11 protein-coding genes are annotated in these 15070 nt (G+C 67.6%); 3 read left to right on the top strand and 8 right to left on the bottom strand.

The window, feature by feature from the left end; translation table 11 throughout:
- The first annotated feature begins 47 nt into the window (after positions 1–47).
- Entirely contained in the window at positions 48–1064 is a 1017-nt protein-coding gene (locus AB4Z47_RS25185) for a ParB/RepB/Spo0J family partition protein (protein ID WP_441954168.1), read from the top strand.
- A gap of 253 nt (positions 1065–1317) precedes the next feature.
- The gene (locus AB4Z47_RS25190; RefSeq protein ID WP_441954218.1) at positions 1318–2046 is read left to right on the top strand and encodes a GNAT family N-acetyltransferase; all 729 of its coding nucleotides are present in this window, start codon (positions 1318–1320) and stop codon (positions 2044–2046) included.
- 75 nt (positions 2047–2121) lie between these two features.
- On the opposite strand, the gene AB4Z47_RS25195 is transcribed toward AB4Z47_RS25190, so the two are convergent.
- The 6 genes from AB4Z47_RS25195 to AB4Z47_RS25220 form a co-directional block, all read right to left on the bottom strand.
- A complete protein-coding gene (locus AB4Z47_RS25195) occupies positions 2122–3315 on the bottom strand; it encodes an N-acetylmuramoyl-L-alanine amidase (protein ID WP_441954170.1) in 1194 nt (397 codons plus the stop codon).
- 158 nt (positions 3316–3473) lie between these two features.
- Positions 3474–3806 carry a thioredoxin gene (trxA, locus tag AB4Z47_RS25200; protein WP_327111179.1) on the bottom strand — a complete coding sequence of 111 codons (333 nt, stop codon included), beginning with the start codon at positions 3804–3806 and terminating at the stop codon, positions 3474–3476.
- 36 nt (positions 3807–3842) lie between these two features.
- On the bottom strand, positions 3843–4829 hold the full coding sequence (trxB, locus tag AB4Z47_RS25205) for a thioredoxin-disulfide reductase (RefSeq protein WP_441954173.1): 987 nt from the start codon (positions 4827–4829) through the stop codon (positions 3843–3845).
- 106 nt (positions 4830–4935) lie between these two features.
- Positions 4936–5742, bottom strand: coding sequence for a hypothetical protein (locus tag AB4Z47_RS25210; RefSeq protein ID WP_441954175.1), 807 nt, complete (start codon positions 5740–5742; stop codon positions 4936–4938).
- A 101-nt stretch (positions 5743–5843) separates the two neighbouring features.
- Complete coding sequence (gene sigM / locus AB4Z47_RS25215; protein WP_441954220.1) at positions 5844–6410, bottom strand: RNA polymerase sigma factor SigM; 567 nt, start codon at positions 6408–6410, stop codon at positions 5844–5846.
- A 323-nt stretch (positions 6411–6733) separates the two neighbouring features.
- Positions 6734–10429: a murein biosynthesis integral membrane protein MurJ gene (locus tag AB4Z47_RS25220; RefSeq protein WP_441954177.1), complete on the bottom strand. Its 3696-nt coding sequence runs from the start codon at positions 10427–10429 to the stop codon at positions 6734–6736.
- A gap of 83 nt (positions 10430–10512) precedes the next feature.
- Between AB4Z47_RS25220 and AB4Z47_RS25225 the strand changes: the two genes are divergently transcribed.
- Positions 10513–11019, top strand: coding sequence for a hypothetical protein (locus AB4Z47_RS25225; RefSeq protein WP_441954179.1), 507 nt, complete (start codon positions 10513–10515; stop codon positions 11017–11019).
- Between the two features lie 400 nt (positions 11020–11419).
- Here AB4Z47_RS25225 and AB4Z47_RS25230 read toward each other — a convergent pair whose 3' ends face one another.
- Positions 11420–13990, bottom strand: coding sequence for a DUF6049 family protein (locus tag AB4Z47_RS25230; protein ID WP_441954181.1), 2571 nt, complete (start codon positions 13988–13990; stop codon positions 11420–11422).
- Entirely contained in the window at positions 13987–14523 is a 537-nt protein-coding gene (locus tag AB4Z47_RS25235) for an NUDIX hydrolase (RefSeq protein WP_441954183.1), read from the bottom strand. The genes AB4Z47_RS25230 and AB4Z47_RS25235 overlap by 4 nt, the downstream gene beginning before the upstream one ends.
- Between the last annotated feature and the right edge of the window lie 547 nt (positions 14524–15070).

Here is a 15070-nt window from a genome sequence, read left to right on the forward strand (position 1 = left end):
CGGCAAGTCCGGTTTGGTGGCGGAACGAGGAAGGGGTCGATAGACCGATGAGTCAGGCGAAGAAGGGTGGGCTAGGGCGCGGTCTCGCCGCGCTGATCCCGACGGCACCGGCGGCCACGCCGGGCCTCAGCAGCGCCGCTGCAAGCGTCATCGGTCTCGATCCGATCGGGCCGCAGCCCGCCTCGACCTACCTGCACCGGGTTCCCGACCCCACCGATGACAACGCCGAACTCACGGCCGGCGGCGCGATCTACCGAGAGATTCCACCGGATCAGATCGAGCCGAACCCCAGGCAGCCGCGCACGGTCTTCGAAGAAGACGCACTATCCGAGCTGGTGCATTCGATCCGCGAGTTCGGTCTGATGCAGCCGATCGTGGTGCGCAGGGTCGCACCAGGCGCCGACCGCTATCAGCTCGTCATGGGCGAGCGTCGCTGGAGGGCCTGCCAGGAGGCCGGTCTCGCAACCATCCCCGCGATCGTCCGGGAGACTGCGGACGACTCGATGCTCCGCGACGCCCTGCTGGAGAACATTCACCGGGTACAGCTGAATCCGCTGGAAGAGGCGGCGGCCTACCAGCAGCTGCTGGAGGAATTCGACGTTACGCACGAGGAATTGGCGGCACGGCTCGGTCGTTCCCGCCCCGTGGTGACAAATATGATCCGTCTGCTGAGGCTGCCTATCCCGGTGCAGCGCCGGGTCGCAGCCGGCGTGCTGTCCGCTGGGCACGCGCGGGCAATACTCGGTCTCGAGGCGGGTGCGGATGCTCAAGAGGTGCTCGCCGCCCGCATCGTCGCCGAGGGCCTCTCGGTTCGGGCCACGGAGGAAGCTGTCACGTTGGCGAACCGGGACCCGGACGCCACAACGCCCTCCCCTGCTCCGCAGCGGAAACCGATTCACATGCCCGGTCTGCAAGACGTGGCGGAACGGTTGTCGGGTTCATTCGACACCCGGGTCACCGTGAGTCTGGGCAAGCGCAAGGGCAAGATCGTCGTCGAGTTCGGATCGGTCGAAGACCTCGAGCGCATCGTCGCCCTGATGGAGCAGAACACTCCCACCGTGTAACAGAAGTGACAAAAAGTAGCTTGTGATTCCGGTAGGTGCGGACCTGCGGTCGAAACGTCACTGTGACGGCATGGGTTCGCGCGGGTCGCGGGGCGTTGTACGGCTCCCCGGCAGAACACCACAAGTTCTCCGACCAACAGCACAGCGATATGGAATGAGGCGGGTTCTCCTTGATCGCTTATTCTTGCTGGCGAGCAACCATTGATGCGGCATGAGCGTGGATGAATCGGACAGCTGGAGGCTGAGCAGAGCGGTGTCGACCAGCGTCACAGCACTAACCCTCGGCGGACTGGAGAAGCTCCCCGCGCATGCGCGGCGCTGTGTGTTTTGGGAGATAGATCCCGCCGTGGCCGAGGACTCGCGCAACTTCAGCGATCCGGTCTTCGAGAAGGAAGCCTGGCTGTCGACGGTGATGCTGGAGTGGGGCTCATGCGGGCAGGTGGCGAATGTCGACGGCAACATCGCCGGCTGTGCCCTGTATGCGCCGCCGAGCGCCGTGCCGCGGGCCACCCTCTTCCCCACATCTCCGGTGAGCCCGGACGCGGTCCTGCTGACCACGCTGCGGGCCGAATTCCCTTATCGGGATGCCGACATCGCCCATCGGCTGATCCAGGCCGTAGTGGCCGATCTGGTGCGCCGCGGCGTCCGCGCGCTGGAGGCGTTCGGCATTCGCACCGACCCACCGGCGCGGGCGCTGTCGGAGCGTCTCGGCTCGATGACCCTGATGGAGCGGATCATCGCACCGATCAAGGGCGCAGAAGTGCCGGGCGCAATGATTGAATGCTCGCCCGAGACTTGCATGGTCGACGCCGACTTCTTGGAGGACGTCGGCTTCGAGGTGGTCGCCCCCCACCACAGGTTCCCGCGGCTGCGGTTGGAGCTCGATTCCGATCACGGCTGGAAGGAAGACGTGGAACGGGCGTTGGACCAGCTGCTTGCCGCCGCCTCGATGGCGGCTCCGACCCGCGTCGGAGCACGCTGAACCGAGCTGAAATACGAAGCGCCCCTTGCCATCTCGGGTCAGCAAGGGGCGCATCGAATTTCAGCTGCGGACCGACTACATCCGATCCGCCGCGGCAAGCTCCTCGGCCAGTAGCTCCGCGAAAGTATAAGTGCCGGTGGGCTGGTCGTCCTGACCGAGCAGGTACAGCCGCTTCACCGAGATCAGGATGGCTTCCGCGATCACGTCGCGCATACGCGGGTTGGTGAGCACCGAGGCGTCGTACGGGTTTGTCAGGTAACCGATATCGACCTGGACGGTCGGCATCTTGGTGAGTCGCAGCAGATCCCAGGTTCGCGCATGAGTTCGGCAGTCCTGCAACGAGGTTCGCGCCACGACCTCGCGCTGGATGAAGCCTGCCAGCACCTGGCCGATCATCGACACCGAGCCGTGCGAGTTACCGAAGTAGAATCCGGCAACGCCGTTGGCCAGCGGACTCGGGTTGACGGCGCAACGGAGCGAGATCATGAGATCGGCGTCGAAGGCGTTCGATGTGTCGGCGCGTTCGGCGTCGGTCGGGTTGGTGCCCCACGGCCGGGACAGGAAGGTCTCCATCCCGGTCGCCGCCATCCGGCCCTCCAGGCGACTTGCCAAGTCCCACAGGACTTCCGACTCGTAGACATCGCCGTACTCGGTGGGCACCGCATAGCCCTTGTCCGGTCCGCCGAGGCCCGGATCGATGACGATCCGTTTGCCGGTGAGCTGCGGACCCGCGCGGTGTACCACCTCTTCCTCGGCGATCCGGTGTGGGTTGCCGCCGGTGACCCTTGCGCCGAGCAGGTCGAGCGAGCGCAGCGTGTCGGGGCCGCAGATGCCGTCGGCGGCCAGCCCGATCTCGCGTTGGAAGGCAGTGAGCGCGTCATGGGTGTGCGGACCGAAGTAGCCGTCCACGCGGTGGACGTAGAAGCCGAGGTCCTGCAGCCTGCGCTGCAGGGTGGCCACGTCGTCGCCGTACAGCGGCGCGGAGAGTTGGTAGATCAGCGTCCGCGCGCCGAGCCGGTAGGACGCCTCCTTCAGTGCACGGTACGTCGCGGGGCCGACTACGCCGTCGACCAAGAGCCCGCGGTGCTGCTGGAACGCGCGCACCGCAGAGTCGAGGTGATGGTCGAAGATGGCGTCGGTGTCCATCCAGTACTCGCGCGCGCCCGCGCGACCCGTACCGACATGGGCGTGTAGGAACCCGAGGCTTGCCAGCGTGCTCCGAACCTCTGCTACGGCTGGACCGGTATCGCCGTGACGAAGTCGGTGCATGCGTGAGAGCCCTTTCCTTCCGTCAACCCGCGGGTACCCACTCATGCGATGGCATACACCTTCGCACGACCGGAGCGTCGGTCGATTGTCTCAAACCTGGGCCGGATTTCGGCAATCCCGCGTCCAGGCATCCTACGGCGCGTCGTCGTACCGCGTCGTCAGATGACGCCTTCGAGTTCCCGCAGAAGGGCGGCTTTGCCCTTCGCTCCGACGATCTGCTTGACCGGCTTACCGCCGCGGAAAAGCATCATAGTAGGCAGCGAAAGGATCTGATAATCGCGGGCGGTGCCGGGGTTGGCATCCACGTCCAGTTTCGCAATAGTCAGCTTGTCCGCATGTGTGCCGGCGATCTCCTCCAGGACGGGTGCGACCATTTTGCACGGTCCGCACCAGTCGGCCCAGAAGTCGACAAGGACTGGCTTCTCGCTGAGCAGCACGTCGTCGGCGAAGGACGCGTCGGTGACGGTGACCGTCTTGGCAGACTCGGCCATGGATTTTCTCTCCTTGCAGTGAAACGGGACAGAAGCTCAGTTGGCGGGGACGGAAACCGAGTCGCCCACATTCTCGAGGCGGTTCGAGGTGATGTCGCCTTGTTCGGCGAGCCAGCGCTCGGCATCGATGGCCGCGCGGCAGCCGGTCCCCGCGGCGGTGATCGCCTGGCGGTAGGTGTGGTCGACGAGATCGCCGACAGCAAACACGCCGGGGACATCGGTGGCGGTCGACGGGTGCAGCACCTGCACGTAGCCCTCGTCGTCCAGCGCGACCTGGCCCTGGACCAACTCGCTACGCGGATCGTGGCCGATCGCGACGAACAGGCCGGTCGCGGCCAGTTCGGAGGTCTCGCCGGTGCGGGTGTCGCGCAGGGTCAGGTGAGTGACGCTGTTCTCGCCGTGCACCTCGACCACCTCGGCGTTCAGCACGAACTTGATCTTCTCGTTCGCCTTCGCCCGCTCCAACATGATGCGGGAGGCACGGAACTCCTCACGGCGGTGCACGATGGTGACGCTGGAGGCGAACTTGGTCAGGAAGATAGCCTCTTCCATCGCCGAGTCGCCACCGCCGACCACGACGATGTCCTGTCCCTTGAAGAAGAAGCCGTCGCAGGTGGCGCAAGCGCTGACACCGCGGCCGAGCAGCCGCTGCTCACCGGGCACGTTCAAGTAGCGCGCGGCCGAGCCCATGGCGAGGATAACGGCGTGCGCCTGATAGGTCTGATCGCCGATGGTGACCTTCTTGATCGGACCGCTGAGATCGATGGCATCCACGTCCTCGGTGCGGATGTCGGTACCGAACCGCTTGGCCTGCTCGCGCATCTCGTCCATAAGATCCGGACCCATGATGCCGTCACGGAAGCCCGGGAAGTTCTCCACTTCGGTGGTGGTCATCAGTGCGCCGCCGAACTGGGTTCCCTCGAACAGCAGCGGCTGGAGCTCCGCGCGGGCCGCGTACACGGCAGCCGTGTAGCCGGCGGGGCCGGAGCCGACAATGATCAGGTCGGAAACTGGCGTGCTCATGGGGCCTTCCGGGGAGAATCGGTGGACGTAGCGGTCAACAACAGGGTAATGGCTGTTGTTCCCACGTTGACCGGGTCACACCACAAGCGTGGCCGACATCGCAGTGTCAGCCGATGTCCTGCAGCGCCCTGCGCTGAGGATCTTCTGTGCGGCAACCGGTCCCGACGACCAGAGCGGTGATCTTGGGCGGGCGCGGGCCGGTGAGCAGAATGAGAACCGCGTCGCGGCCCTGGAATCTGATGTCGGTCGAGCCGAGCACCGCACGGTCGAGTCCGTTCGCGTGGACGCAGCGGTCGAGCGCTCCCGGCCTCGCGAGCGAGCCGGAGATGTCGTGGCGGCCCAGCGCACTGAGCGCGGCGGTGGCGGTGAGGTCGTCGGCTAGTTCGTCATTTTTGCTTGCGGTCGGCTGTCGGGTCGGCTGGGCGGTGGGCGCGGCGTCGTCGCCGCGCAGCGTCGTCACGGCAACTCCCGCGCACGCCACCATTGCGATCGCGGCCGCCGCGGCGAGCCAGCGCAGCCTGCCGCGGCGTCGCTCGTCGAGCGAGACGGGCGCTGTGGGAACGGATTGGGAAACCATTGACTCGCCGTCGAATTCGGCATCGGAATCGGACGACAGCCGGTGGATCGCGGCCGCTGGCTCGGCAGGCGGCTCGGACAGGTCCAACTCGTCGACGACCCGCGCGAGCCGCGCGGCCACGTCCGCGGGCATTGCGTGGATGATGCGCTCGTCGCGGCCGAGAGCGCGCAGTTCGGCGGTGACATCGTCGAGCGAGCGCAGGAAACGTAGCGCCTCCGGATCGCGCGACACCACTGGCCACAGCTGCTCGCGCTGCTCCGGCGTCACATTGCCGGCATGCAGGTCGGCGAGCAGGTCGGTCGGGAACGGAGGTTGCGGCACGGACCGGGTCGCCATCGCACCTCCGTTGTTTGGATCTGACATCGCGGTGATCCCTCGACGACGGGGACTTCATGGACATCGTTCAGTGGTTCGTCACTATTAATGACGCATCTCAGCTACCTCCGGTTCCCCGGATCACGCAGAAATTCCAACCGCTCCTTCAAACGCTGCCGCGCCCTGGCGCACCGGCTCTTGATCGTCCCCTCGGGCACACCGAGCATCGTGGCCGCCTCGGATACGCTATACCCCTCCAGATCGATCGCCACCAGCGCGGTGCGCTGATCCGGCGGCAACGAGAACAGCGCGTGATCGATGATCATGGACATCTCCAACTCGGCCATCTCGTCGCGGTCATCGCTGGGTTCGGGCATGGTCTCGGGTGTGAACGAGAACGCGCGCCTGGTCTTGTTGCGCCGGATCCGGTCCAGACAGGCGTTCACCACGATCGCGTGCAGCCAGCTGCGCACCTCGGCCTCGGCGCGGAACGAGGCCGCCCTTCGGTGGGCGGACAGCAGCGCGTCCTGTAGCGAGTCGGCCGCGTCTTCCCGGGTATAGGACGTGCGCAGGGCGGTCTGCCAAAGATGGTCGTTGTGCCTGCGCAGCAGTTCCGCGAACGCGTGCTGCTGACCGCGCACATGCGCCTGCAGCAGTTCGATATCAGAGCATTCGTCGGGTACGAACAACGGGCGTTCGCGGTGCGCGACCGGCCGCGACGTCCCCCCGCGAAGTTCCTCGTTCAATTCGGACGACAATGCCAACCCCTTGGACAGCGCTCAGGGCAGCGACGGGCACGGTAGACCATCGCCGAAATTTCGCAGCATCCAGGAACGAGAGATCAGAACCCGGGAAGCTCCCCTGCTGAGAACGCGAGAAGATCATATCGTCCGTAACGATTTGGCAGCAACCAAACCGATCGGGCTGAGGATGATGAAGTGCGCGACACGCGGCGCGCGAGCGAATGGCCTGCACGAACGATGCGTGCGGCAGAAGTCCTGCGTAGGCCGGGCTAAGGCGCGGCGTCGAAACGAATATCGGTGATGGCGGTTTGGAACTGACCTCCGGAGTTTCCCAGTCCGGTGATCCAGACGAGCACGTAACGGGCAGCTTGGTCGGCGTGCACCGGGATGTCGGTGACGCCGTCGCCCAGGCGGGCGGAGCCGATCAGCTGGGTCTGATCCAGGGTCGGTGAGCCGGTAGGCGAGGTGCGGACCTCCACCGAGGTGCCGGAGCTGGGCGAGTTGATCGAGACGTTCGTCAGTTTGGTAGGGCTGGGTAGTGTCGCCAGCAGACCGACCCCCTTCTTGAGGGCCGGGAACTGCTGAAAGTACTGATCCGTGCGCCACTCGGTGCCAGGATCGTTGTCCAGCACCGCTTGGACGCGGGCGACGCCATCGGGGGTGCCCTCCGGGGAGAACACAGATACGCCGGTCACCGGCACCGGGATGCCGCTGGGCGCGATGTTCGGCCCCGCGGCTGCCGGTGTCGGTGCGGGCTGGCTGTTCGTCGTGAGACCGATGTTGCGCTGTTCGTTCAGCGGCGCGTCCGACGCGCCGGGCGCGAACACGCTGACCATCCACCAGATGACAATGCCGACAACAAGTGCGGCGAGGATGCCGAGGCCGACCATGATCCACATCATGCGCTGAGACCGTTCCCGCTCCGCCGCAAGCAGTTCCGGATCGGCGAGCGAGTCGTCGGTGCGCGCGGGTGCGCGCTGGCCCAGTCGCAGTACCGGGATGAAATCGGTCTTCTGGTCGACCACCGACGCCTGCTCGAGCACGTGCTGCACCGTGGCGGCGGTGCGCACGCCCTTGTTCGACTCCAGCGATCGCACGGCGACCGCGGAAATCTCGAACGGCACTTCGGGACGGATCTGCCTCGGCTCGACCGGGGTGCCGTCCGGGCCGAGATCGGCGAGGTGCAATCCGCCGATCGTCGCCGCGGTGCCGGAGACCCCGCCGAAGCGGATCGGCCAACGCGCGGTGATCAGCGCGTAGAGCATCGCGCCGAGACCGCGCACGTCCGACTGGGCATCCGAGTCGGACAGCGTGCCGGGGAAGGCGAGCACCGCGTCGCCGGACGCGCTGATGCGCACCCGATCAGGGTGATCGATGGACAGTGATCCGCCGCCTCGGTGTGCCAGCTCGGCGGCGGAGGCGAGAGCACGGATCGCGCGCGCCGCGCCGATCGGCGAGGGCACCGTTTCCGCCATCTCGCGCAGCGAACGTCCCGGCGTCCACTCGGCCACCACGATGCCGCCGGAGCTGCCGCGGACGACATCGAGCACACGGGCGAGGCCGGGCGAGTTGATCCGGCCGAGTCGCAGCGTGCGAGACAGGATCGCCTGCGGGCCGTCGTGGCCGGAGTTGTCGGTGGCCTTCTGGTCGGCGTCGACGAACGTCAGCGCGACCTCGCGGTCGAGCTTGATGTCGAGCGCCTGCCAGAACCTCAGGCCGCGCGCGCCACCATGGTCGGCCAGCAGCCGGTAACGGCCACCGGCCACCGAGGCGCCAGGGATCAGCTTGGGGCCGCGCGGAACTCGCCGTGCGCCCAGGTTCTCGCCACCCATCGGCGGCATTTCCGGCGACCCGATCGGGATCATCCCGGTGTCGTACATCGGATCGCGCGGCGGCATATGGCCGTCCTGGGGTCTCGCCGCGTCCTGATCGGGCGGAGCCGTCCCGGACGCCTTGTTCGCGTACGCGGGATCCAACGGCTCCCCCGCGGTCGGCGGAACATCGGTATACAGTCCGCCGGCCGTGGTCGCAGAAGAATCGGCGGCTGGGACGCCGCCCACCGCGTCGTCGCTCACCCTCGGTCCTCCTTCGCCCTGATATGTCGCGGTTTCGGCGAATTCGCCACTTGTGCTTCTCTGCCGAACAGGGTACGGGAACTCACCCACACCGGTGATGTCAACGGCGTCGGCTCTGATCACCGGCAGCACCATGGTCTGGGCATCCATGTACGCGTCGAAGCGGGGGTAGGCCAGATACGGGTCGGGCCTGCGGAGCACCTGCGTGACATAGGGATCTTCGACCGGGCTCTCCAGATCGAGATCCGGTGCGGGTGGGGTCCAGCCGAGCCGCCGCGAGATGGCTACGGTGATGGCGACGATTTCCGGAATACCGGCGAGTCGCATCAGGCCGAAGGCCACCGTCAACATGACGATCGCGGTGATCGCCACCCGGACCAGCGAACCGGGCCCACCGAAGGATGCGGACAGTCGATCCAGGCCGAGTACCCGGTCCACTATCCACATCACCGCCCCACCCGCGAGTGACGCGAGTACGACACGTGTCACCGTGCGGCCGACGTTGGCCATCCTGAGATCGCCGAGACTGCGGTGCAACAGATAGCCGCCGACCACGGCGCCGACCGCGAAGCCGAGGCCGTTCGCAACACCCAGCGCGATCACCACATGCTCGGCATCGGTGACGACCGGGGCAAGCGCCGAGAAGACGATCTTCGCGGCGGTGATGCCCAGGATGATCCAGGTCGGAATCCACGCCTGCTCCCTCGCATAGAACACGCGCAGGTGGATCAGCACGAGTGAATACGGAATCAGCGCGAACGCCGACCAGCTGACCGCGAGGCCGAGACGCTCGGCATCGGAGCCGCCGAAGTTGCCGTATCCGTACAGTGCCTGGCCGACCTGCGGACCGGCCAGCGTGAGGAACGTGACCACCGGGACCAGCGCGATCATGGTCAATCGGGTCGCGGCAGAGAGGTCGTCGACGACCGCGGGTGTGTCATCGGCCGCGGCGTTGCGGCTCAGCCGCGGCATGATCGCCGTGAGCACCGTGACACCGAGCACGCCGTAGGGCAGTTGCAGCAGCAGCCAGGCGTTGTTGTAGATCGCCGGACCCGCCGCGTCGGCATGCGAGGAGATGCGGGTGGCGAAGATGAAGCCAGACTGGCTGATCAGGACGTACAGGATGATGGCAGCACCCATGCCGCCGAACTGTTTGAGCCGCGCGTCGATCCCCCACAGCGGGCGCAGGTCGATGCCCGCCCTGCGGATCGCCGGCACCAGGCTGACCGCCTGCACCACCACACCGACTGTGACGCCGACGCCGAGCACCAGCAGCTTCGGGTCACTCATCCGGACCGGATCCAGCGTGATCTCGCCGGGCATCAGCACGTACAGGCCGAGCACGGTCAGGACGACCAGATTGTTCAGCACCGGAGCCCACGCGCCGGGCTTGAACATCTGTCGTGTGTTGAGTATGGCCGTGAGCAGCGCCGACATTCCGTAGAACAGGATCGCGGGCAGCAGCAGGAAAGCCAGCGCGGTGGTGAGGCCGGTGTTCACCTTGCCGTCGTCGGAGAGGAAGACGTGCGTGGTCAGCAGCGGTGCCGCCGCGGTCGCCAAAAGCGCCGCCGTGGCAAGGACCACGAAGGCGGCGGTCACCAGGCGCCGCACGAAGGCCTCCCCCCGATCGGGGTCCTCCTGCTCGGCTCGCACCAGGGTCGGCACGACAATCGCGGTGAGCACCGCCCCGAGCACCAGCTCCGCGATCATGTTCGGGATCTGGCTGGCAACGGTGAACGCACTCGCGATGGCTGGGCCGAGCACGGTCAGCAGCAGCAGCTGCTTACCGAACCCGGTGATGCGGCTGATCAGCGTCGCGAAGGCGATCGATCCCGAGTCGCTGAGCAACCGGGAGCTCGAAGTCTGCTTCGACTCGGCGGGCTTCTCCACGGTCCCGGTGGCAGCGGGCCACTCCTGGGTCCGGAGCCGCTGTGGCGAGACGGGCTCGCGTCGGACCGGAGCGGGCGGACGCTGTGGCTGAGGGTACGGCTGCGCAGGGGCATACCGCGGCGGTGGCACACGGCCGGACTCCGGCGCTGCGGCCGGAATCGGACCCGACTGCGGTGGACGCGGGGTCGCCGGAATCGGACCTGACTGCGGTGGACGCGGGGGCGCCGGAATCGGACCTGACTGCGGTGGACGCGGGGGCGCCGGAATCGGACCTGACTGCGGTGGACGCGGGGGCGCCGGGGATGGGCCCGAGTGCCCCGGCCTCGGTACGGCGGCGGGCGGCGGGCTGGATTGCGCGGGCCTGGGTCCGATGGGTAGTGCACCGGACTGTCCCGGCCCCGGACGGGGCGGCACCGAGCGCGGCTGTGCGGGGCCCTGTGGTCCGGGCGGATACTGCCGCTGGCCAGGGTGCTGTACAGGACCGGGCCGCTGGGGCGGCATCGGCGGCCGCTGGGGTCTCGGTTGCTGCTGCGGTGGCGGAATGCGCTGGCCGGGCCTCGGTTGCTGTGGTGGGGCCGAAGGATGACTGATCTGCGGTACCCGCGGCATCTGGTCGCTGTAGGGGCCGACGTTCACGTTCGGCTCCTCGGCCTCGGCCTGAGGCATAGGCGGCCGGCGTTCCCATGGCGCGACCGGCGCCCGGCGGGACGGCGGCCCGTCCCGCCGATCGCCTGGTACAGGCCGATGAGCCGATATGTCATCGTCGCTCATCATGCCTCCTGTACCCGCCGGGATATCCGCATCCCCATCGGTGCGGTGAGCCGCGTCTTGCCGACGCCGTGACCGGCGAACTCTCTGCCCATCGCCGCCCTCCGGTCCGTGTCGGCACGGGAACACCGTGATTGACCTCCACCGTGCCATACGACACTGCTGCAGACCACATCAACGCAGGTGAAAGCGGTTTGCGAGGGCCCGTCGGTGCGGGTTCGCTCACCGTGCCTCCTGATGCTGCTCCTGCTCTCGCAGAACCCGTCTCCGTGCGCGGCGGTAGCGGTTGACCCGCCGCCGGGTGCCGGGGTCGAAGCCCTCGTCCGCCGGATCGGGCTGCCCGCGGAACCTGCGCCACAAACGGCGGCCGGCCAGGAAGAACAGCAGGAGTCCTGCGCATGCGGTAATTATCGCCAAAGCCTGGCCATAGGCGTTCGAACGCACCGAGACCTGTGTGGGATTACCGAGTGGGATCCCCTCGGGCGAGGTCAGCGAGATGGGAATGACCAGGTTGCGGCTGTCGCTGACCTCGGTCGGAACCTGAAACGAGCGCGTCCCTTTCGCCGGGAGCTGCTGCTCGCCAGGGTCCGTGATCTTCGTCTCCGCAGGGGCCTCGATCCGGAACCGGACCCGGATGGCCACCGGCAGATCATTGCGCGCGACCAGCAGCAACGGACTCTGCTCGGACGCGAGCGTATATACCCCGCCCGGCGGAAGCACGGTGACCGAACGGTACAGGCTGTCCATCGTCCGGGTGGTCTGGTCCAGCCTTCGCTGGGCGAACGTGTCCGGTTGCCCGGCGTCACCCGCGCGCCGATCCGACAGGCTCAGTACGCGGATCAGGTCGTCTCGCAACGGGGTCAGGAAGTCGTGCGAGGTCGGCTCGGCCTCCGGTACGTCGACCAGCGCACGCATCATCTCGGTGATCCGGCGGCCCTGGTCGCGCACCGGAAGCACGAACCGGCCCGGCACCGCGTCCTGCGCGGCCTGTGCAAGGTAGTTCAGCTCGTAGGGCTGCGGGTCCGGCGGCAGCGTCACCAGGTCGGGAAACGGGCGAGCGGTGGCCAGGTTGGCGCGCAACAGCAGGTCGACCTGACGTAGCAGCGCAGTCGCCTCGTCCCGGTTCGCACCCCACTGCTGCGGCGGGACGAGCAACAGGGCGCGCGGGCCGTTCGCCTGCGGGTTCAGTGCGCTCCAGGACACCGCACCCAGCGCGTCCTGCAGCCGCGCGGCGCGCGAATCGTTGGTGACGTCGTAGCGGACTCGGGACGGGGTGAACGACGGCGTCGGCGGATTGGAGCCGACCGCGGCGAGCGCCGTCGCGGACCAGATATCGAAGGTCGCGGTGTGCAGCGCAGGATCGGCTGCCGGGCTCGGCGCAGGCGTTGCAGTGCCGTTGACCGGTGGCGCGGCTTCGGGCGGGTTGGACGGCTGAATCGCGGTGATCTCGGGCATCCGAACGACTTCCGGGCCCGCGGGATCCGCGGTCTGGGTAAGTGAGTTCGAATTGCCGGTGGGCTGGCTGCTTTCGCTCAACCGTGCCGAGTCCGCCGTGCCCTCCGGAACGGCCGCGGTGTCGGCCAGCACAGCGGTCCCGAAACCATGGCTCCGCAACAGGAGTCCGGCGCCGTCATCGATGCTGCCGGAATCCGGCAGGCTGACCCCGCGCACCGAGCGGGTAGTCAGAATCGAGTCGACGATGTCGGCGGGTTCGTTGATCGCGCGCGCGGACAGCACCGGATCGTTCACCGCGGCCAGCGCTGCGAGATCGACCTGCGCGAACGGCAGCGCCACCGTGCACATCGACCCGGCTAGTGCCCGCAGCCGATCCAGCCAGGCCTGTGCCTGTTCGGTGCCTGCGCCGGCCCTGGTCGCCCCGTCGGGGTCGGACGGACTGGCCAGCACACGATAGCCCCTGGTCATCGCGCGTACCGTGAGGATCAGGTCGGGGTCGACGGCGAGGCACACCGCGGAGGCCAGGATGCGGTCCCGGCCGCCATTGGCGCTGAGCATCCCCTCCAGCGCGGCCAGCAGCTGATCGAGGCGGCCGCCTTTGCCGAGCGAGGCGGCCAGTTCGTCGTCGGTGAGTTCCACCTTGCCGTCGACGCTGCCCGGATGGCCCGCGACCTGCCTCGGCCGGTCAGCCAGCGGCCACAGCAACGTCGTCGCCACCGGGGCGCCGGTAGGCGCGGACACCGCCTCGGTGGCCGCCCCCGACGAGTCGTCGCTCGCCGGGGGCGGCACGCCGAGCACAGGAAGCAGGAACCTGGCGTCGTCGAGCCTGGCCTGGGTGCCGTACGCCGGTTCGCCGTTCACATTCAGCAGCAGTGGGTAGACGCCGGGGGTATCGATATTCAGCGACGGCACGCCGCTCTCGGAGCGCAACGGAATGCTCAGCGTGAACTGCTTGCGCTGGCCCGGGTTCAGCCGCTCCGCGACATCCTCGAATCGGCCGGTCACGTCATAGTTGATCTGATCGAGCCGCAGCGTCGCCCGCAGCCCACTCGGCGCGGTGATCGCCGCCGCCCTTTGGATGCGGATGCTGATGTCGTCCACCACGCGGTCGCCGATATTCGTGACCGTGCCCGAGACAGTGAGCAGCGGGTCGCTGGTGGTGGTCACCGCGGTCGGCGAGACCGAATCCAGGGACAGCTTGAGGAATTTCGGGTTCGAGGAGGATCCGGACCCGGTGGGCTGCGCCTCGGCTGCCGGGGAAACAAGCAGCGGCAGCGTCGTCATCGGGCCGAGGATGGTCAGGACCGCCACGAAGATCCGGAACAGTCCACGCGTCATCGCTTGCCGGTCTCCATCCGGTCGATCAGTTTGTTCGCCATCTCGGCCAGTCGCCGTTCGTCGGCGTAGGCAAGCCGAGAATCCAACTCGCTCAACGGAACCCACGCGACCTGCGTGACCTCCACGTCGGCGTCGGACAGTTCACCACCGACCGATCGCAGCAGATAGTGATGCACCGTTTTGTGTACCCGCCGACCGTCGGTAACGAACCAGTAATCGATGCTGCCGAGTTCGGCGACAACGACACCGTTGATGCCGGTCTCCTCGGCGACCTCGCGGATCGCGGTCTGTTCGGCGGTCTCGCCTTCTTCTATATGTCCCTTGGGCAGCGACCACAGTAACCGCCCGCGGCGGTCGGTGCGCCCGATGAGGGCCGCACTGCGCTTTTCCCGAGGACCGTCCAAGCCGTCGACGACGAGTCCACCCGCCGAGGTCTCGCGGACCGTTCGCATCCGCGGCTTCGCGGCATTGGCGGCCGAACCGCGGCGCCGAGGCTGGCGGCGTCGACTGTTCGCACGATCGGCCGGAGACACCTGGCAATCCTACTGTGTTGTTCGGCCGCGCCTGCGGCTGTGTTGGTTTTGGCCGCGCCTGCGGCACGGCGTGTTCCCGGCCCCTTAAGGCTCGCGTCCAAGCGACCGCCGCCGGCGACTTCGACGCGGACCCGGCGGCCTCTTGGACGCGAGCCGGGCCGTGAACGGGGAATGCTTGGTCTCGCTGCGCTCGGAACCGGGGGTAGGGCCGAGTGGATGCGTTGGGTGGGCAACTGCGGCACGGGGTGTTTTCGGCTGGTGGAGGGGGTGGCCACCGCTGGTGACTTCGTTGCGGATGAGTCGGTGGCACGGACGTGAGATGGGGCCGTGAACGGGGATTGCGGCGCTCGAAAGCGCAGGTCGGGCCGCTGTGACGGCGGTTGGGTCGGCTATTGCAGCACCGGGTGTTTGCGCCTGCTCGGCGTCTCGTGGAGGGTGATTGTCGCTGGTGACATCGAGGTGGATGCATCGGACGTGAGCCGGGCCGCGAACGGTGCTCGTCAGACGAGCACGGGGCGGGGCTGGTAGCGCGGGATCGGTGATCTGG

Source organism: Nocardia sp. 2TAF39, from assembly GCF_052114905.1.
Classification (GTDB): Bacteria; Actinomycetota; Actinomycetes; order Mycobacteriales; family Mycobacteriaceae; genus Nocardia.

What these genes read in the sequence shown, in the direction of transcription:
- AB4Z47_RS25185 (WP_441954168.1), top strand. Translation starts at nt 48, where the DNA reads ATGAGTCAGGCGAAGAAGGGTGGGCTAGGGCGCGGTCTCGCCGCGCTG.
- AB4Z47_RS25195 (WP_441954170.1), bottom strand. Translation starts at nt 3,315, where the DNA reads ATGCACCGACTTCGTCACGGCGATACCGGTCCAGCCGTAGCAGAGGTT.
- trxA (WP_327111179.1), bottom strand. Translation starts at nt 3,806, where the DNA reads ATGGCCGAGTCTGCCAAGACGGTCACCGTCACCGACGCGTCCTTCGCC.
- trxB (WP_441954173.1), bottom strand. Translation starts at nt 4,829, where the DNA reads ATGAGCACGCCAGTTTCCGACCTGATCATTGTCGGCTCCGGCCCCGCC.
- AB4Z47_RS25210 (WP_441954175.1), bottom strand. Translation starts at nt 5,742, where the DNA reads ATGGCGACCCGGTCCGTGCCGCAACCTCCGTTCCCGACCGACCTGCTC.
- AB4Z47_RS25230 (WP_441954181.1), bottom strand. Translation starts at nt 13,990, where the DNA reads ATGACGCGTGGACTGTTCCGGATCTTCGTGGCGGTCCTGACCATCCTC.